Source organism: Methylomonas fluvii (assembly GCF_014850975.1).
GTDB lineage: Bacteria > Pseudomonadota > Gammaproteobacteria > Methylococcales > Methylomonadaceae > Methylomonas > Methylomonas fluvii.
On the sequence record NZ_JACXST010000002.1, the window covers coordinates 1,151,111 to 1,170,021 of the forward strand.

General features: G+C 46.5%; 14 protein-coding genes. 9 read left to right on the plus strand and 5 right to left on the minus strand.

Annotated elements, in window-relative coordinates; translation table 11 throughout:
- Positions 1-97: 97 nt before the first annotated feature.
- The 6 genes from EBB_RS14735 to EBB_RS14760 all read left to right on the plus strand — a co-directional run bounded on the left by EBB_RS14735 (position 98) and on the right by EBB_RS14760 (position 8,076).
- On the plus strand, positions 98-2,152 hold the full coding sequence (locus EBB_RS14735) for an HsdM family class I SAM-dependent methyltransferase (RefSeq protein ID WP_192394530.1): 2,055 nt from the start codon (positions 98-100) through the stop codon (positions 2,150-2,152).
- Entirely contained in the window at positions 2,149-3,441 is a 1,293-nt protein-coding gene (locus EBB_RS14740) for a restriction endonuclease subunit S (protein ID WP_192394531.1), read from the plus strand. The genes EBB_RS14735 and EBB_RS14740 overlap by 4 nt, the downstream gene beginning before the upstream one ends.
- A gap of 12 nt (positions 3,442-3,453) precedes the next feature.
- Positions 3,454-3,651, plus strand: coding sequence for a ribbon-helix-helix domain-containing protein (locus EBB_RS14745; protein ID WP_054762424.1), 198 nt, complete (start codon positions 3,454-3,456; stop codon positions 3,649-3,651).
- Positions 3,644-4,162, plus strand: a complete 519-nt coding sequence (locus EBB_RS25945) for a PIN domain-containing protein (RefSeq protein WP_225587457.1) — start codon at positions 3,644-3,646, stop codon at positions 4,160-4,162. Before EBB_RS14745 ends, EBB_RS25945 begins: the two co-directional genes overlap by 8 nt.
- Positions 4,155-7,382 (plus strand): DEAD/DEAH box helicase family protein, encoded by a 3,228-nt coding sequence (locus tag EBB_RS14755; RefSeq protein WP_192394532.1) that lies wholly within the window; start codon positions 4,155-4,157, stop codon positions 7,380-7,382. The genes EBB_RS25945 and EBB_RS14755 overlap by 8 nt, the downstream gene beginning before the upstream one ends.
- Before the next feature lie 94 nt (positions 7,383-7,476).
- A complete protein-coding gene (locus EBB_RS14760; RefSeq protein WP_192394533.1) occupies positions 7,477-8,076 on the plus strand; it encodes a hypothetical protein in 600 nt (199 codons plus the stop codon).
- A 103-nt stretch (positions 8,077-8,179) separates the two neighbouring features.
- Here EBB_RS14760 and EBB_RS14765 read toward each other — a convergent pair whose 3' ends face one another.
- The gene (locus tag EBB_RS14765) at positions 8,180-8,572 is read right to left on the minus strand and encodes a hypothetical protein (protein WP_192394534.1); all 393 of its coding nucleotides are present in this window, start codon (positions 8,570-8,572) and stop codon (positions 8,180-8,182) included.
- Between the two features lie 173 nt (positions 8,573-8,745).
- On the opposite strand from EBB_RS14765, the gene EBB_RS14770 reads away from it, so the two are divergent.
- Entirely contained in the window at positions 8,746-9,360 is a 615-nt protein-coding gene (locus EBB_RS14770; RefSeq protein WP_225587458.1) for a DsbA family protein, read from the plus strand.
- Positions 9,361-9,840: 480 nt separating this feature from the next.
- Here EBB_RS14770 and EBB_RS14775 read toward each other — a convergent pair whose 3' ends face one another.
- From EBB_RS14775 to EBB_RS14790, 4 genes are all read right to left on the minus strand, one after another.
- Entirely contained in the window at positions 9,841-13,233 is a 3,393-nt protein-coding gene (locus tag EBB_RS14775) for a caspase family protein (protein ID WP_192394536.1), read from the minus strand.
- Between the two features lie 64 nt (positions 13,234-13,297).
- Entirely contained in the window at positions 13,298-13,867 is a 570-nt protein-coding gene (locus tag EBB_RS14780; RefSeq protein WP_192394537.1) for a DUF4384 domain-containing protein, read from the minus strand.
- Positions 13,858-14,916 carry a S1 family serine peptidase gene (locus EBB_RS14785; protein ID WP_192394538.1) on the minus strand — a complete coding sequence of 353 codons (1,059 nt, stop codon included), beginning with the start codon at positions 14,914-14,916 and terminating at the stop codon, positions 13,858-13,860. The genes EBB_RS14780 and EBB_RS14785 overlap by 10 nt, the downstream gene beginning before the upstream one ends.
- A 55-nt stretch (positions 14,917-14,971) precedes the next feature.
- Positions 14,972-15,964: a hypothetical protein gene (locus EBB_RS14790; RefSeq protein WP_192394539.1), complete on the minus strand. Its 993-nt coding sequence runs from the start codon at positions 15,962-15,964 to the stop codon at positions 14,972-14,974.
- Positions 15,965-16,796: 832 nt separating this feature from the next.
- Between EBB_RS14790 and EBB_RS14795 the strand changes: the two genes are divergently transcribed.
- Both EBB_RS14795 and EBB_RS14800 read left to right on the plus strand, forming a co-directional pair.
- On the plus strand, positions 16,797-18,056 hold the full coding sequence (locus tag EBB_RS14795; protein ID WP_306790024.1) for an IS4 family transposase: 1,260 nt from the start codon (positions 16,797-16,799) through the stop codon (positions 18,054-18,056).
- A gap of 174 nt (positions 18,057-18,230) precedes the next feature.
- Positions 18,231-18,875, plus strand: a complete 645-nt coding sequence (locus tag EBB_RS14800) for a thermonuclease family protein (protein WP_192394540.1) — start codon at positions 18,231-18,233, stop codon at positions 18,873-18,875.
- Positions 18,876-18,911: the final 36 nt, after the last annotated feature.

Below are 18,911 nucleotides of genomic sequence, written 5' to 3' on the forward strand. Positions count from 1 at the left end.
TTTCTTCAAAAGCCACAACACGCAACCCACAAAAACCCTGTACATTTAGCCGACACCCTGACTGTACAAACCAACGGATACGATCTACTTAGGAACCATGGCCGATAATCAAAACATCCTGCAATACGAATCCAAAATCTGGGCAACCGCCGATCTTTTAAGAGGCTGTGGTATCAAGGAATCGGAGTGGCCGTCGTTCATGATGCCGTTCTTTGCCCTGGTCATGATCGAAAGCCGGCTGTTTCGCATGTTGGACGATATGAAAGCCGAATACGGCGCAGACACCTTGGCGGGGATGGATCAGGACGATTTCATTGGCATGATTCGCGACAAGGGCCAGGGCTACAATGTCTATATCTTCGAGCGCCATAAAACCCTGAAAGATATTTGCGCCAACGACAAATCCTTCGATATTGATTTTGACGCTTATTTGCACGGCTTCGACGGCGAAACCAAAGACTTGCTGGGCGTGGATGCGACCGAAGGCGAGAAATTTCTGGACATCAAAGGCGTCATTACCAAACTCAAAGCCAAAAAAGTACTGCTGGGCTACACCAAGGAATGGAGCGAGATCGATCTCAAACCCTTCAACAACTCCGAAATCACCACGCTGGAAGAACACATCAAGCGTAAATGGGCGGACATTTCCGCCGAAACCGCCGGGGAGCAATACACACCCGATGACGTGATTGCGTTGATTGCCGAGATTATCGCTTCCAAGATTCAGCCATCCGAAAAACTGTTAAAGCTATACGACTGCAGCTGCGGCGGCGGCAACATGCTGTTTGGCTTGGAAGACCGGATCAGCGAGAAGGTCCAGCGCCTGACCCAGACCTTCGGCCAGGACTGGAACGATGCGCTTTACGCTTTGGCCAAGATCGAAAGCCGGTTTCGGATCGATTCCAAAATCGAGCACGGCAACACGCTGACCGATGACAAATTCTATAACGAAGAATTCGACGTGGTGGTCGCCAATCCGCCCTATGGCGTCAGCTGGAAAGGCTATCAAAAAGACATTCTCAACGACAAAACCGACCGCTTCAAATTCATCCCGTCCATCTCCGACGGCCAATTGCTGTTCATGCAGCACCTGATCGCCAAGCTCGATGCCACCGGCATGGGTGTAGTGGTTCACAACGGCTCGACCTTGTTTTCCGGCGATGCCGGTTCCGCTGAAAGCAATATCCGTAAATGGATGCTCGATACCGATGTGGTCGAAGCCATCATTCAGCTGCCGACCGATGAGTTTTTCAACACCGGCATTTATACCTATCTGTGGGTACTTAATAAAAACAAGGACGCCGCCCGCAAGGATAAAGTCATGCTGATCAACGCCAGCGAGAAATTCAAACCGCTGAAGAAAAGCAAAGGCTCCAAGCGCAAGGAAGTGGATGAACAAAGCCGCCTGGAGATCGTGGAAACATTGGCGGCGTTTGTAGACAATGACTATGCCCGCGTCTTCGACAAGGAGTATTTCTACTTCAACAAACAGGCCATCCTGCTCACAAATATCGATAGCAACGGCAAAAGCTTTGAAGCGCAACTGGCAGACGGCAAAAAAAGCCTGAAACTAAAGCCGATCAAACTGGACAATGGCGAACGCACCCTCACCGACTTTGACATCACCAGCTTCGATGCAGGGCAATTTGTCTCCCTGGCCGACTATTTTGAAAACGACATCAAACCGTTCGTCGCCGGGTTGGATTACAAGGAAGAGCCTGTGGTCGTCACCACCGCAAAAGCCCAATACCGCTTTGATAACGACAAAGAAACTCTGCTTAAAACCGAAAACGGCCAAATGGAAGAACTGGGCTGCGGTAAGATCGTGGTCAAAGCCAGTCTAAAAAACGCTAGCCGCAGCCAGCCGGAACGGATCGAAATCACGGTCGAACTCACCCCGGACACGCAGAAAGATTACGAGATTATTCCGTTTCATAAACACGAGGCCGAAAACCAACAGGCGATTGCCGCCTTCATGGCCAAATACATCAGCAAGCCGTTTGAGACTCTGGAAAACGTGGTCGGCGTGGAAATCAACTTTAATAAGGTGTTTTATAAGCCTGAAAAACTGCGGCCGGTCGGCGATATTCTGGCCGACATCGCTAAGTTGGATGAGCAAATCAAGGCTTTGGAAGAAGGGTTGGTACTATGATCCAGCAGGTTTCCAAGCGCTATGACGCTTATCGGGATAGTGGGGTTGAGTGGTTGGGTGAGATTCCAAAGCATTGGAAACAGAACCACCTAAAACGTATTTGCAGAAAAATAACAGATGGTGCCCATACATCGCCAGACTTATCATCGAATGATTACCCATTTTTAACTGTAGTAAATCTGAACAATGGAAAATTAGATTTCGATAATTGTTTATTTACATCCAGCGATGATTACGAAAAATTGGTTCGCAATGGGTGCCAGCCACGGAAATATGACGTTTTATATAGTAAGGATGGGACAATATCTGAAACAGCAGTAATACACAAAGATAAAAACTTCGTCGTGGGATCTTCTTTTATTATTATTCGCCCAGATTTAAACATAACTAATTCAGTTTATATTAGTTATTTATTGTCGTCTGTAGTTATGCGCTTTCAGGCAAGGATTTATGTTAAGGGGGCAAGTCTACCTAGAATTTCTATTTTCAATGTTTCTAAGTTAATATCAATTACTCCTTCCCTACCCGAACAAAAATCTATAGTCGATTATCTCGATGAAAAAACCGCGCAAATCGACCAACAAATCGACCTGCTTTCCCAAAAGGCCAAGCGCTATGGCGAACTAAAGCAAGCCCTGATTAACGAAACCGTCACGCGCGGACTGGATATAACCGTTCCCCTGAAAGACAGCGGGATTGAGTGGATTGGGGAGATTCCGACGCATTGGGATTTACAACGCATTGGAACGGCTTTCGAGGAAAGAAGCGAGAAGGTCAGCGACACCGATTACCCACCACTTTCTGTTTCAATGGGGGGGATTGTTCCGCAAATGGAGTCAGTCGCAAAAACTGATAATAACGACAATCGCAAAAGGGTCGCGGTTGGAGATTACGTTATAAATAGCCGTTCAGATCGTAGAGGAGCTTCCGGTATTTCTATTTATGACGGTTCTGTATCAGTTATCAATATTGTTTTAGCCCCAAGAAGGGCATTTTTTGGTAAATATCTTCATCATTTATTTAGAAGCTATCGTTTTATTGAAGAGTTTTATCGAGTAGGTCGTGGTATTGTCGATGATTTGTGGACAACACGATATTCAGTGATGAAAGCGATTGAATTTGCTTATCCCTCTTATGATGAGCAAAAAGCCATCGCCGATTATCTCGACCAAAAAACCGCACAAATCGACGCGATTGTCGAAACCATCAATACCCAAATCGACAACCTGAAAGCACTGCGTAAAACCCTGATTAACGATGTCGTGACCGGTAAAATCTGCATTCTTTAGGAGGACCTGACTATGAGCCAAACCGTACAAGCCGAAATACCTGATCAACTGTTCCAACAGGCGCAAACTCTGGTACATCAGGGGTGGGCCGGCAGTTTTCAGGAAATTGTCAATGATGCCCTGCGGCGTTATCTGGAATCCCATCAGGAAGCCTTGACCGAAGCCCTCATCCAGGACGATGTGCAATGGGGCTTGCATGGGGATGACTAAAGCCGCTCTGGTTGTCGCCGACGCCGGACCGTTGATCCATCTGGATGAATTGGCCGCCCTGGATGTGATCGGCGATTTCGCCGCCGTGATTGTTCCCGATGCGGTTTGGCGGGAAGTGCAACAACACCGGCCGCAGGCTTTATCACATCCCGCCGTAAAGCTGCTTAGGCAATCGATGCTGTCGGCCTCGGCGCAAGTGAACGCCGTCGCGGCTTTATATACCTTGCATCAGGGAGAACGCGAAGCGCTGGCCTTGTGTTTGCAACAGCACATTACGCTGCTGCTGACGGATGACACCGCCGCCCGTTTGGCCGCCAAAAACCTCAATATCAACGCCCACGGCACCTTGGGTTTGCTGATCCGGGCCGTGCGCAAACAACATCGCAGCCCTGCCGAGGTGTTAGCGTTATTGGCCGCCATTCCGGCTCAATCCAGCTTGCATATTCGCCCGAGTTTGTTGGATGAGGTGATCGCCCAAATCAAAGCGGAATGGATAACCGACGATGAATGAATTACACCTGCAAGACCGATTTTTAGTGCCTTTTCTGCGCGATGGCCTGGGTTACCGGGAAGTCAAAGCCAACACCGTCACACAGTCGCTGATTATCGAAGAAGACCTGCAAGCCTTTATTGCCGAAACCGAACTGAACCAAAAGCCCTATGAGGCCTTGCTGAAAAAATACGGTGGCAACCAAAAACAGCTGTTAACCGATTTGATCGAACTGATCCAGGAACGCTGCGGCAGCAGCCGTAACAAAGCCTTGTTCCTGAATGCCAATAAATCCGTGGCTTTGCAGGGCATCAAACTGCACTTGTTCTACACCGGCGACAGCGTGATACATGACAACGCCTTGTTCGAGCAGAACATTTTTTCGGTGGTACAGGAATTGCCCTACAAATACCGCTATCAGGATCAGCTGATCTATTCGTTCCGGCCGGATTTGGCCTTCTTCGTCAACGGCATTTATCTGGGCTATAGCGAGCTGAAATCCAATTACACCAACCAGAACGCCAGCAAGAATGGCCGTGGCAAGGTGATCAAGGACTATTTCGAGGCGGTGAAAGCCTATTACACCCATGTCGATGCCAACGCCATGCTCAGCGAGAAGGATAAGGAAGCCGTCCGCAGGGATTTTTTGAAAGTGTTTGAAAAAGCCATTCACATCAGTACCACCGATATTAAAGATACCTACGTGATTCGCACTATCTCGGACTTTTTCGAGGATATTCTGGAAACCTGCCGCCAAGGCAAGTTTGATCGCGATGACTATGAAAAACGGGTGATGAAGGTGTTCAAGCCGTATCCCTTGGCCAATCCCGATGCCGACAAAAAGGACAAATTCAAGGAACTGTTTACCGCCCATTACGGCAAGCCGTTCATCGAGAAGGAAATTCTGTATTACAACTTCATCGAGCGCGATGTTTACGTCGTCAAAGGCGTCAAGCAGCTTAAAGACGAGAAAGGCCAGCTGATTTCGCCCCGACCGAAACAGAAATTCGGCACCGATAAAATCATCGCCAAAATCGATGAGTTTCTGGAGCATGAAGGCGAAGATGATTACTTTATCGCCTTGCTGGAAAAGCAACTGGCCCATGTCTCGCCCGTCAGACGTCAAGAGCTGATCGACAAGCGTAAAGCCTACGCCAACAACAAAAACGTCTATTCTCTGCTGATGCAATACGCCGCCGGCTTTGGCAAGTCCAATATCATCGGCTGGACGGCGCTGCAGCTGAAGGACATGCGCCGCCATGGCGAGTATGTCTACGACAAGATCATGATTGTGGTGGATCGCTTGCAGTTGCGCAGCCAGATCGATTCGTTGATGTTGAATATGAACATCGACAACCGGATGTATATCGAGGCGCATAACAAGAAAACCTTTCAGGAGGCCTTGAAATCGGATATGCGGATTGTAATCGTCAATCTGCAAAAGTTTGGTGCTGCCCGCGACATGCTGGATAAAGAGGTATTGGATAAACTGGCCACGCTACGGATCGTGTTTCTGATCGATGAAATCCATCGCTCCAATAGCGGCGAGATGCACGAGGACATGGTGAATATCTTCGATGAATTGCAATCTGCGTTCGATCAGGACCGGGCTTATCAGGCAAAACGCGATAAAAAGAATCTGATTATCGGTTTCACCGCTACGCCGGACGATCATACGCTGGCCCGGTTTGGCGAATATAGCGGCTACGCCGAAAGTGAAAAGTTATGGGTGCCGTTTGATTCGTACACCATGAAAGAAGCCATCGAGGATGGTTTTATTCTGAATCCGCTGAAAAATATCGTACCGGTGGCCTCGAAGATGTTGTTCGACGTGCCCAAAAACGAGCTGGAAGGCTTGGAAGCCAAGACCTACAAGGACGCGCAAAAGAAACAGATTTATGAAAACCGCGAACGCATCGACGCCATTGCTGAATACGTGGCCGATATGCTGGTCAAGGACGTGTACCGGCAGATACGCGGCACCGGTAAAGCCATGCTGGCCGTGCATTCCATCAAAGCGGCGATTGCCTATAAACAGGAAGTGGCCAAGCATTTTAATGAACGAGTCAAGGAGCCTAAATATCAGAAGTACGCGGACGCGCCGATTTATATCGTCTATTCCGATAATCAGGATGAGCAAAGCGCCAAGGGCTTGAATGGCGGCTTGTCGGAAGAAAAGGTGTTGGAGCAATTTTCGTTGAGAAAAAATGGCTTGATCATCGTGGTCGCCAAGCTGCAAACTGGTTTCGATGAACGCCGGCTGCATACCTTGTTTCTGGATAAGGAGATTCGCGGCATCAGTGCCATTCAAACCATTTCTCGCGTCAACCGTACCACCAAGTACAAAAACGACTGCAAGATCATCGATTTCTCTTACGAGAATGTAAATGTGCAGAATATAAAAGATGCCTTCGAGCATTTTTCCGATGTGGTGGTCAGCGATTTCGACCCCTTCAGCGATAAACGGGTTCTGGAAATCCTGTTTACCGAGCTGAAAAAATCCGAGGTGTATCAGAAGTTTTTCGATGTCTTCATGGCGATTTTCAAGGATGCCAACAAGCGGGACGATCCGGAAAACTATCTGGATCTTGAAAACAGTATCGAAAAATTCATCGATGCCAATCCCAAGCGAACGGCGGATACCAAGGCGAAAACGGCCCAGTATTTTACGATCCTGAACCGAATTGAATACGTAATCGAACTGGAACTGAAATTCAGCGTGCCGTCCTTTTTGCGCTTCTGGCGGCTATTCAATACCTTGTACAACCAGATGCACCGAACGGATGATGTCAAAGACCCAATCGAGGTCTATTTCGACAATCAGATCGGCATCATTGAAGTGGAAACCCAGGAAACCGAGGCGAAGAAAAAAAAGCCGACCAAAGTGGCGGAAGGCACCGAATCTGGCGGCAGCTACCAGTTCGATATTTTGAAGATCATCGAAGCCCGCAACGAACAGGAAGCGATTGTCGGCGGCTTGATTAAAGACTTTGCAGGCAAGATTCAGGAGCTATTCGATTTTGTCCGCCAGGAAGATGAAGGCAAACGGCTGATGGTCAAGATTAAATCCCAGGTATCGGAAGATGAGATATACAGCGATTTTGCCAAGCTATACCGGCGCTTCAGAGCCTTACGAAAGAAGACGGTGGGCGATTATTTTTTCAAGGAAACCGAAGATTTGGTGGAAAAACTGTGCGATGATTTTGAAGTGAGCGTTAAGGCTAATAATGAAGGGATGTGAAAACGTGTCGAAATTACCATACCTCCATTCTGTCAATAAGCCGATGTTGCTCTGGAAATAGCCAACGGATTTTACAGTCACTCAGGCAGTCAATATGAAAACTATCCATCAATCAGTTCAGGCTTTGAGCAACTTTTTAAAAGACCTGCCTACTAATAAACGAAAGATTTCTGATGATTCCCGCCCTAAAGTTCTTGAGCTACTGCAAGAATGTTGGCCACACCTAAATGGGGGGGATGAGCAAAATACGCGGTCGGATAAGATTTATCGCGCAGAAAATTTACGCTGGATACAGCCGAAATTGCATTTTGAATTGGAGCGTCATGGCGCTACAGTCAATGGGTCTAGCAGAGCCGATGTTCACCACTGGGAAATTGATGTAGATGAAGGCACTGCTCAAGTCGTGAAGGTCGGACGTCGACAGCTTACAAAAACGGCACCTAGAATGGATGTCAGAGCAAAAGCCACGGAGATTGCTGATGCTATCTTAAACGGGCGCGAACATCCATCGTTCAACTGGGATAACAATCAAGAGTGGGTCGTGATTACGATTAGTGAAATTATTCCAGAAACAATACCCCAGACGACACAGTCTCGTAGAAAGCGTTTTAGAGATACCCTTGATTCGATATTATTCGAACAGGGTTGGGTGCGTAAAAATCATGGCAGTAAGCTAGGCTATAGTCGGGCATAGTGTGAGGGCCTCCTGAATTTTGCGTTAGCGAGAACTCAAGCATAGGAAAGAGGATGAGATAATAAAAGTAGCGTACTGGTCTATGCCAGTACGCTACTCGTGTTTAAAAATTCATCGCTTCGAATCCAGATGGGTAGCCAGGATTGGCTTTCTCAATCTCCAGTTGATAGCGATTAAAACGTTCACCGGATTGCTTGCCGAAAAACCTAATCAGGACGGCATCGCCCACTTCAGCCTGTTTACGTTTCATGCCTTCCTGTAACCAACCATTCAGAAAAGCCGAAGCGCTTTCACCCGTATCAGCGAGTTTCACAGTCACCACGTGTTGCTCGCCGTACTGGGGGTGTTCAAAGCTATGGAAGCTATTAATAATGCCCAACAAATTTCCGTCTCTTTCAAAGTTCCAGTACCTGACATTATCGTCTGAGCCTCCATTGTTACCGCCGGCAATCGCTCTTAATCTTGCGAATTTATCATTTGTGTTATTACTAGACATAGTATACTCCAACAATTAATTAATAAATGAAACACATGAGTTACGTCTTATTTAAATAAGTAACTAATTCATGGAAAGATATTCTCTCCATATAATATACAAAGTTAGTAGCTATTAATTTGATAAAAACAATATAAAGCGCTGATTATTAATAACTTTATCCAAATATGTCCATGAATCTTTATTATTTTCATGATCCGATGTGTAGCTGGTGTTGGGCATTCAGGCCAATATGGCAAGAGGTGGTGACGAGGCTTCCAGACAATGTGGTTGTCAAACGCATACTCGGAGGATTGGCCCCCGACACGGATCAACCCATGCCGACCGAGATGCAAGCGAAGTTAAAAGGCATTTGGCAGAAGATTCAGCAACCCGTACCCGGCACAGCTTTTAATTTCGACTTTTGGACGACCTGCATACCACGCCGATCGACGTATGCGGCGTGTCGTGCCGTCATCGCAGCACGTGAACAAGATTCGGTTAAAGAGGAGGCTATGATCTTGGCGATCCAGCAGGCTTATTATCTACACGCCAAGAATCCGGCCGATATGAGCACACTGTTTGCTCTGGCATCGGATATTGGATTAGATCGTGAACGCTTTGAAGCCAACATGACAAGTGCTGTCGTCAATCAAGCGCTCATGCGGGACATTGAATTTACCCAAACGCTGAATGTAAAAGGTTTTCCAACGCTGCTGTTAGAAAATCAGGGCATAGTTACCGCTATCGATTATGATTACACCAGTGCCAACAACGCACTGCGCCAAATCGAGCACCTTAGCCAGTGACTCATTTTCCGATTAAGATTTTAAGAGCCCCTTTGACTGCGGTCATACGTTTGACTGAAAGAGTTGAAGATAGTGTCCACCTATAACCAGGTGGACACCTATGAAGGAGCCCGCAACGAGGCTGGCGAAATTTTTCATCCATTAGGTTCAGCGAATGGCGGCTTTTTGGCAAGCAACCTTATGTCGCCTTCGGCTCAATCCGGCCGAGGCTGTGTAAAAACGCAAAAAATCAAAAGGCGGTGGAAAACTCAATCGACTTATTTCTACCTATTAACAACTGTGTGGAAAAATTAGACCCATAAATCAAAGAAATTACCAGTCAAGTGGTGCTAATTTTTATTTTTGCATTTCATTTTTACGTTTTTACACAGCCTCGGCCATTAGGAGACAGAGAATGGTTTCCAGTCAAGGGCTGGTCAACCCTTGAAAGCGGCCATTCAATTATTACTTTGGAACAAGAAAATATAGCTGTCTACCAACTCAAAACAGCGCGAATTCTCCAATCAAACCGCTACGGATCAACCATGGAGTCTGTGTACCAAGGCTTCGAGCTACTACATCTCCCTTTAATTTTCGATATAACTCACTAACCTCAATAAATCCGTTATTGTCGTTATCTGTTGCCGGATAATCCTCAAGTGCACGAACCAAAGAAGAGGTAAAATAGCCTCCAGTATCTTTGTCCTCCTTACTAGGTTGCCAGCCTTTTGAAGCAGCGAAAACTAAAATTGCTGAATTATTGTTGGTGAGCAGGCTATCCACCAAGTCATCGTTCCTTAATCGGTATAAATCTCCGCTTCCACCAGCCTGGCATGCATCAATGAATACCACGACTCGCCCTTTCGAATTAGAGAGAATTTCCGCGATTTTTTGCCAGGAGAGTGCTGTATTTTGTATTTCGTTTAATCTGGTGTCATTGGTCGATAGGTAATAATCTTTATCCGCAACTTTCAAGCCGTGGCCTGAGTAAGAAAATACAAGAGTGTCATCTATCTGAACTTGCGAAACCAGGTCTGCCAATGTCTGCTCGACTAAGTTTGCAGTGACTTTCATGCCGTCACTATCAGTGAGGGCATTTGCAACGCGGCGCTGGTAATAACGTTCACCATAATTATTAAGGGTGGAAGTCAGCTTATTTGCGTCATTTGCTGCTTGTTTCAATGGTAGCAAAAGATCCGCTTCAGCTGTGTGATCAACGCCAACGTTCAAAGCATATAATATACCAGGCATTGTAATGACTGATGACACCCGGGACGAAATCGGGCGACTGGTCAACCCATTGATATCGACTGCCCTCGCGGTAATCCAGTGAGCTCCTGTCGCTTCCGTTAATTCACTATCTACAGTGACGTTTTTTGTATCAACAGGAATCGTTTTCAGTAGTCGCCCGTCGACAAAGAGTTCTATCGATTTCAGTAGATTGCTACTTTTCACTGTCACTTGCACTTTCGTTTCATTGGGTTTGTTATCGTAGACTTTTAGCTCAATCGTTGGAGGTGAAGAAATAACAACATTCTGGCGTAAGTCTCCCCGTAAGACTTCACCCACTAAGCCAGGTCTACTGAGGACTTTTTCATATTGTTGGAGATTATGAAATGCTCTATCTCCGTCAAAATGGATTTGAACTAAATTAGCTCCTTCACCTGTCGCAGAAAAATACCCCTCGTCATTCCATACGATTACCTCGTCATCGACGATCAGCCCCGAAAGTATCTGGCGACCATCACTTATGCTGTAGACAAATAAAGTGCCATCGCGGTTTAGCTGAACCAACTGGTCATTGGTTTTGCTTAGAAAAATATGTTCTGCAAGCTCCGCGCGCTGTATGTCGCTGAACATGATTATTCGCTTGTCGCTCCTCAAGTCATAGATAACTAGCCGTGATTTTGGTATTGAAAGGAGCACCAGATATTGACGCGCCTCATCAAAAAATACTTTGGTTATTCCGACATACTCTGGCCTTGTTCCAAGGGATTTGTCGAGTTTTTTTTGATACATTCTAACTACTGGTATTAAATCGGCGACGGAGACATTAGCTTGTTCGCCGACACGGTAAGGAATCAAAGAATCTCCATCACTATCTTCGCTATCATCAATGAAGGCTTGACTTAGGTCGACATATTGATTTCCGGGTGCTCTATCGTTACGAATGAGTCTCAGGCGAAGGAAATCGTTACCATGATTGGTGCCCCATCCGTTTACAAATGCAGCTAAGTGAAAAGAAGTGCCACTATTTGTCCAGCGCCAATAATCGGCGGCACAACCTATTCGAAAAAATGGATTGTTATCATCATTATGTTCACCCACCAACTCCCAACTTGGGCTCCCACCGCATCCTTTGCTTGCAGTAACTTGGTTAGTAACATCCGGCGTCGATAATATGACTTCCTTTCGCAACTTTTCAGGAGACTCTGAGAGACGGCCCTCTGAAGTCACTAATGATGTTAGTTTCTGAGTACTGTGAAAGGAGACGCCACGATCTTCGAAAAAATCCATAAGTCGGCGGTCATTCTGGTTATATTGATTTTCTTCCCCCGCGACCACCTCCAATCCACGCCAGTCGCCCCGAAGTTGACCCTTGTTGACTGTTGTAGTTTTAGGCAAAGTACGCGCCTGGGCTTGGTGCGTGACCAAAAACTCTTGTTGCTGCTTTGTTTCAATGTGACTAAGCCGAACCCGCTCTATCAAATCAGTTGAGTTTATTTTTACTCTAGCCTTCGAAGTAGAAAGCAACTTACGTGGTCCTTTTGATGAATCAAAAGCACCGTAAAAAAACTCATCGAAATTCCTCAATCTATCCTCAAACTCAAAAACATCAACGCTCAAATCGTCCATGGCGATAAAAATTTGGTACTGATCCCAGGCTGAACCGCAGCCATTACATAATTCCTTACATATTAATTCGGATTCTGGAGAAATCTGCTCTGCCGTTCGACAACCTATTTTATGATCCGATATCTCTGGATCCCTTTCTTTATTTACCAGTAACTCTTCATTGCCGAGTCGACTAGATGGTGCTAGTGGGCGCACTAACCGAGTATCCAGTGTATCTATCAGGCTTTGTATGGCTACTATCTCGGCCCTCTGATTGTGAAGACTGATAACTATACTGTCCTCTTCCGCCCAAGCAAGTACCGGCCCTTCCAGGCGCGCAACTTGAGTTCTGCTCAAAAGGTCATAAATAACGAGGTGATACCCATCAGGGACTCCAACATCCGCAGCTACAAAACGAGATGTTGGGGAAAAATTTGGGTTATGTCCCTGCTGATCAACTAGGAGCAGGTCTGTTTCGACGTCGAAAACCTGAAAGCGGCCCCGTCTTGAACGAAGAACAAATTTTCCGTTATTTGAAATAACTGTCTTACTTCCGTCATCTATCGCAAATGGATCCTGTACGTGGATATGACCGCGTCCGAGACCAACCTCGATTCGGTTTTCTTTGCTCCACATTATATTTTCTCCACATGTTCCAATGCGGATTAAGGCCGTAGCAATGCTCGCTGGACCACTCTGGAAAAAACGGATTGCGATTGATCCGTTTTTATTAATGGGTACGATTGCCCGGAGGCGTCCATGTCCAAACGTAATGCCATGTGGTGCTCGTGCTTGTGGTGTTAGGCCATGGACTCCGCTACCTTCTATTCTGACCTCTTCTGGCAAGGCCACCACCAGATAAGTCGCAGCATCAGTAAGATCAATGGAATTCTGCCATGAAATGCTAAATGTCTCTCCTGCTCGTATCTCCTTGGATGTATCGAAATCGACCTGAAGTCCAATAAGATTCTTATCGTCTAAAGTATCTTTTTTGCCACACACTTGTGCTAATGAGCTGAAGCATGAGAACACAAGCAGCATAGAAAGTAAGATACGCAAATTCAACACTCGAATCCATGGGGAGCGGTATCGTATTCTTGAATGGACGCCAAGCAGCTCATGATCATTCGGTGACGACATAACCAAACTCTCCCATAGCCCAATCGGTTGAGGGCTTTATCCCCAACCCCTTATTGGATAACTCGGACTTTATCTGTGAGACGATGTGTGCAAGAAAATAACTCGGCGGTGATTCTTCGACGGCCAACCCTCTCGTTGTCCCTGGCTCAGCGATAAATGCAGCAGTGTTAAATGATGGTGGACCGACAATTGCCAGCACTCTAGATTCTCCTAAGGGTTTTTTTACCCGAATCTTAAACCCATAATTTTCCCCCGGAATTTCAACTACTTTTCTGGAAATAACTGCCTTGGGACCGCTGAAAACATTTGGAAACAGTTGTACTACATCTCCATCTGAGTTGATATCTAAAACAACCAAGTTGCCTTTGATCTTGCTGCGTATTTGAACGGTAACCGTCGACCCTATTTTCAGCTGTTTTCCTTCAGTCAAAGAAACTGATACTTTTTTATCGTTCGGATTTAAGTAGCGTTTAATTTCCGAGTACGCGCCGGCTGCTAGTGCACGGTTGATCCGGTCCGTGGATTTGGGTAAAATTCCATCACTTATTGGCAAGTCATCAATGGACTGTCTGATCCAAGGTGCAAAAGATGAAACTCGGGTATATACACCCCAGTCTTCCCTACTAGCACATCTATCCCCCAACTAGTAATACCCACTTGGTAGCCACATCCAAAACGATCCAGCCGGATCAAAGGCCCACCACTGTCGCCGTAACAGGTATCTTGCGGCTCCATATCCATCCTATCTGTTAGACTATACCCGGCACAAATCTGGCCTTGTCCTACCGCATCTTGAGGGTATCTTTCTTTACATTCAGATTCTGATACAGTCGGCAATTCAACCTCCATGAGTCGAGCCGAACCGGCTGATGCCAAAAAACCTTCTTTAGCACGAAATTGATTTGCGTTGGGATCAGGATGCAAAACACCAAATCCGGCGGCTAAAAGAAGATCTCCAGGTGGATCTATAGGGTCGAGGGACACACTTTGTGACAGACGAGATACTGGTTCATCCAAGCTCTTTTCTAAATAAAGTATAGCTATGTCATGTCCATCTTTTCTTGGATTTCCGTGGTAATCATCATGCAACTTAAATTCACGGACCCTGACGCCCTCTTCACTTCCAATGGTCGTCAGATCATATGTTCCATATACCACTTGAAGAACGCCGGAATCGTCATACTTCACGAAATCATTAACTATCTCAGCTTGACGTTTTCCCAACTCCCATAAGCAATGTGCTGCCGTAAGGACCGCCGTTGGAGAAACCAAAGTACCACCACAGAAATAACTTCCTACTGTGCTTCCTGAATAACTTAGTCGCAGAGCAACAAATCCAGGCCATTGTTTTATAGAATTTACAAAAATTCCATTTATAGCCCTGTTCTGAGTGTCGAGATCACGCGGGTTTTCACATATTCTATTATCTTTCAATGGGTTGACTATCGCCTTATCTTGAGTTTTCTCAGGGTTGGTATTTAGTATAACGGACTGTTTTGAGGAGGGGGAAGATACTGATTGGCAGTTAGCCAGGGGAATTAAAATTAGGTTTAGAAATAAAAAACCTTTCAACCTAGAATAGAACTGCTTAGAAGAGTGCATTAGAATTATCCTAGTTCCGAAAATAAATAAGTCTTGATTTACTTAATCGATACGACTATCTAAGAATCTCAGAAGCAATAGAATAATTTGTCATCGCTAGTTTCACGTTTCTGTGCTGAAGGACAATTTCTCTAAGGATGTTTTCACATTCTTGTTGTTTAGTTAAACTTCTTTCAGCGATCCCGATGCAGCCGAGCGTTCCCGGTGCTCGGCCATCGGGATGAATCCGAAACAAACTCCGTCCATATACATTGGTATCCGTTTCGGGAAGAACATCAAAAGAATAGGATACACCTTCGACCATCATTGCAGGGACGTCATGCCTGTCTGGTCGATAGTGATTGACGTTATATCTGCCAGGGGGTAAAGGACCTCCCCGCCGTTTAAACGAAGGTGCGCTCCCTCCTGTATTTGCCTGATAATGCACCCAACTACCGTTTAATTTCTTAATAAAAAGCGTACCAAATCGAATTGGATGGTTTTTGTGACTGGCACGTTCCTGACTTGCAGCAAATACAATGCTGCAACCGTCCACCGGTATTGGCGGACCTGGGTCAAATGCTCGACTCAAGTATTCGTCGTACTCCAAAACATGATATTCATCTCTTAGCTCCGGGGGTAACAAACTATTGATTGATACCTCCAAAGGTGTAATGGTCGGAGTCAAAGATCTACTTGTCACTTGACTTTGCTCCGCTTCCTGTATATTGGTTAGGAGGTCGTACAAACCTTCGTCGTTAAGGTTTTTGCAGGCTATATAAAGCTGAATGAACAATCGCTTCCAATCAACATTATTTAGAGAGTTTATTGCAGCCTGAGCTAAACGAAAAGCTTCTGGATAAATTTGATTATCATAAAGCTCCCCTAAATTCTCACCGCTTGAGGACTGTAGCGAATTTATTATTTCGTTAACCTTTTTTATATCTTCATAGTTCGGTGAACCTTTTTCACCACGAACTACTTCGCTTGAGCAAGCGACCATCGCAAGTGCAGGTATACCGAATGTCGTTAAAAGAATTCGGCGTCTATTCAAATTGACCTCATTCATGACCTAACTCCCTCTTTATCAATTTTGAGATGATATTTACTCTTGGGATAATAATATCCCTTAAAGAAATAAACCGAGTCGCAACCAATAACAGTGCTGATCCGATATCGTGAATTTTCTCGATGCAACTAGACATAACCTTTCAGCACAACAAGCAGATTGTTATCATCAAATTTGTTACAGTGCAAGTTGTATATTGTCAAATACTACAACTATGCAGATTTATTTACAATTTCTGTTCGGAAAAATTTCACATTGCCGAAAATAGAGGCCAAATCACAAGGCGATCAAATAGAAACCGATGAGGATATTTTTGTCAAAACCGCTAATACAAAAAGGATCCTTGTCGAATTCCTTTTCATACACCTAAATACATCTTATGGCAGGTGATGTCTGTTGATTCGTTAAAATAGATGACTGCTTTCCGTGGGAAAGCTGCAATTTGAATATAAATGACGAATGACTCTTCTGGGTCGTTTTGCCACTGTGACGATTGACCGCTTTCAGGTAACGTAATTTAATGACGGCTTTCCGGCGATGAATTTGAAGAGTGGACGGTCGTATCACGACCCTTTTTGACGGTCGAGTTTCTATAAGAGCGGTCACTCAAACTAAATACAGATTCTGCAAACTGCAGGACTTCAAAGCAGACTGTAAATTGCCCGGTTGAGTTGGGCGAGATGAGTTAAAATTAGGTGTCCAAACCTGAAGCGGGTACGGAGCACTAGAGTCAATGCCGTTAAGTTAAGGATTTTATGTTATAATATTTGCCACAACTAACTGAAAAATAAGGATAAATTAGTGAATCAGACTTAGCAGTATCCATGCCAGCATTCTTGCCCATCTTTCAAAGCTTCTCCACGCGCCCGACTTCATCGCCGCGCATCGGGCCCACGACAAAGCTTTTACCCGGCAACGCGTTCTTACCTTTCCCGTGCTGGTTTCATTCCTGCTCTGCTCGTTCAAAGGCAGCTTGCAAACCCTGTTGGACGACTTGTTCGCCACACTGGATGGCGGAGCGCTCCGTACCGTGACGAAAAGCGCCGTCTCGCAAGCCCGTCAAAAACTCAAGGCCACCGCCTTTGAAGCCCTCAACGACAGCCTGATCGGCTTGCTGAATGAACTGCTACCCGAACCGCGCTGGCAAGGCTTACGCCTGGTCGCCACCGATTCGACGACTTTACGCTTGCCGCCCTGGCAAGAAAATCAAGACGAATTCGGCGTTCAAACCGACAGCGCCAGCCAACCTTATGTGCTGGCTCGTGCGCTGGGACTGTTTGCCACCACGTCGAAGCTGATGATCAAAGCAGTGGTCGGTCGCTTCGATGACGCCGAACGGGCTTTGCTGGCATCACTGCTGCCGCATCTCAGCGGCGACGATCTATTGATCATGGATCGCGGTTTTCCCGCGATCTGGCTGTTCACCCTGTTACAACAGCGCGGCTTGCCGTTTCTGGCTCGCATGGACGGTAACCAATGGCCCGTCGTCGAAGACTTTTTGCGCTCAGCGCTATCGGAAACCGTGGTGACGCTACCGGTTTCCGCCCATGCCCGTCGCCAGGCGCAGGCTGCCGGCATGAATTTGATCGACAAAACCTTGACGCTACGACTGATCAAAGTCGTGCTATCGACTGGTCATATCGAAGTGTTGGCCACTTCGCTGATCGACAGCCAAGCTTTCCCCCTCCAGGCGTTCGGCGAGCTGTACCACGCCCGCTGGGCTATTGAAGAAGCCTTCAAAGTGCTCAAACATCGGCTCTACCTGGAACAATTCACCGGCGAATTGCCCGAATCAATTCGTCAGGATATCCATGCCAAAATTTTCACCGCTAATCTCGCCGAAGCCTTGGCTCGCGAGGCTTACGCTCTGCTGCCGGACGAAAAGGCCGCGCGCTATTTCCCCAATATCACCTATATCCTCCATTCCTTGAAGAATCGATTATTCGGCTGGCTGATCCAACGCGTGCCGCACGATCACGTTTTGGAACTGATTGCTCTCTATGCCCGAACCCTGGAACGCAAACGACCCGACCGAAAGACACCTAGGCCGAAAAACCGTGTCAGCCCCAAGCCCAGGCGACAGTATCGGTGAGGCTTAACTTAACGGCATTGGCACTAGAGTGAGTAGTACTCGCTTTAAATCTCTGGGATTGAGAAGCTACAAAAGGCATGTGTCCTGATTCAGATTGACTTTGTGGATAGATTTCAATACACAAAGTCGTAAAGCTGTAAAACAACAAATCCTTAAACTCACACGGAAGTGCCCATGCGTCCCGCTCTTGTTGTCCTATTCTTGAATCTGTTTCTATCTGTGCCGGCGCTGGCCGAGCAACACCAAGGCCGTGTGGTGGGGGTGCATGATGGCGACACTTTCACGCTGTTAGATGCGGGCAATCAACAAACCAAAGTGCGACTGGCCGAGATTGACGCGCCGGAATACGGACAGTCTTATGGCAAGAAAGCCAAGCAGGAGCTTTCCAGCTTAATCTTTGGGAAAGCGGTAATGGTGACGGTTCAGGATACCGACCGTTACGGCCGACTGGTGGGACGAGTGTTTGCGGATAATCAAGACGTGAATGCGCAAATGATTGAGCGCGGGGCGGCGTGGGTTTACCTGAAATACCTCAAAGACCCGTCACTCCTCCCGCTGCAAACCGACGCACAACAGGCCAAACGCGGGTTATGGAAATTACCGGAATCTGAGCGCATCCCGCCTTGGGAATGGCGACACCCAACCATACCAACGATAAAAACACCCCAAGCCAATGCCCAAGGCTTTACTTGCGCCACGAAACAAACCTGCCGGCAGATGACCAGTTGCGAAGAAGCCCGCTTCTACCTCAACAGCTGCGGCCTCTCCAGTCTCGACGGCAACCATGACGGGGTGCCGTGTGCGAGTTTGTGCCGGTGAGGTGAAAATGAGACATACTCAATCAGTTAGTCTAAA

Coding starts and splice junctions, on each gene's coding strand:
- EBB_RS14735 (WP_192394530.1), top strand. CDS start 98: ATGGCCGATAATCAAAACATCCTGCAATACGAATCCAAAATCTGGGCA.
- EBB_RS14740 (WP_192394531.1), top strand. CDS start 2,149: ATGATCCAGCAGGTTTCCAAGCGCTATGACGCTTATCGGGATAGTGGG.
- EBB_RS14745 (WP_054762424.1), top strand. CDS start 3,454: ATGAGCCAAACCGTACAAGCCGAAATACCTGATCAACTGTTCCAACAG.
- EBB_RS25945 (WP_225587457.1), top strand. CDS start 3,644: ATGACTAAAGCCGCTCTGGTTGTCGCCGACGCCGGACCGTTGATCCAT.
- EBB_RS14755 (WP_192394532.1), top strand. CDS start 4,155: ATGAATGAATTACACCTGCAAGACCGATTTTTAGTGCCTTTTCTGCGC.
- EBB_RS14760 (WP_192394533.1), top strand. CDS start 7,477: ATGAAAACTATCCATCAATCAGTTCAGGCTTTGAGCAACTTTTTAAAA.
- EBB_RS14765 (WP_192394534.1), bottom strand. CDS start 8,572: ATGTCTAGTAATAACACAAATGATAAATTCGCAAGATTAAGAGCGATT.
- EBB_RS14770 (WP_225587458.1), top strand. CDS start 8,746: ATGAATCTTTATTATTTTCATGATCCGATGTGTAGCTGGTGTTGGGCA.
- EBB_RS14785 (WP_192394538.1), bottom strand. CDS start 14,916: ATGCACTCTTCTAAGCAGTTCTATTCTAGGTTGAAAGGTTTTTTATTT.
- EBB_RS14790 (WP_192394539.1), bottom strand. CDS start 15,964: ATGAATGAGGTCAATTTGAATAGACGCCGAATTCTTTTAACGACATTC.
- EBB_RS14800 (WP_192394540.1), top strand. CDS start 18,231: ATGCGTCCCGCTCTTGTTGTCCTATTCTTGAATCTGTTTCTATCTGTG.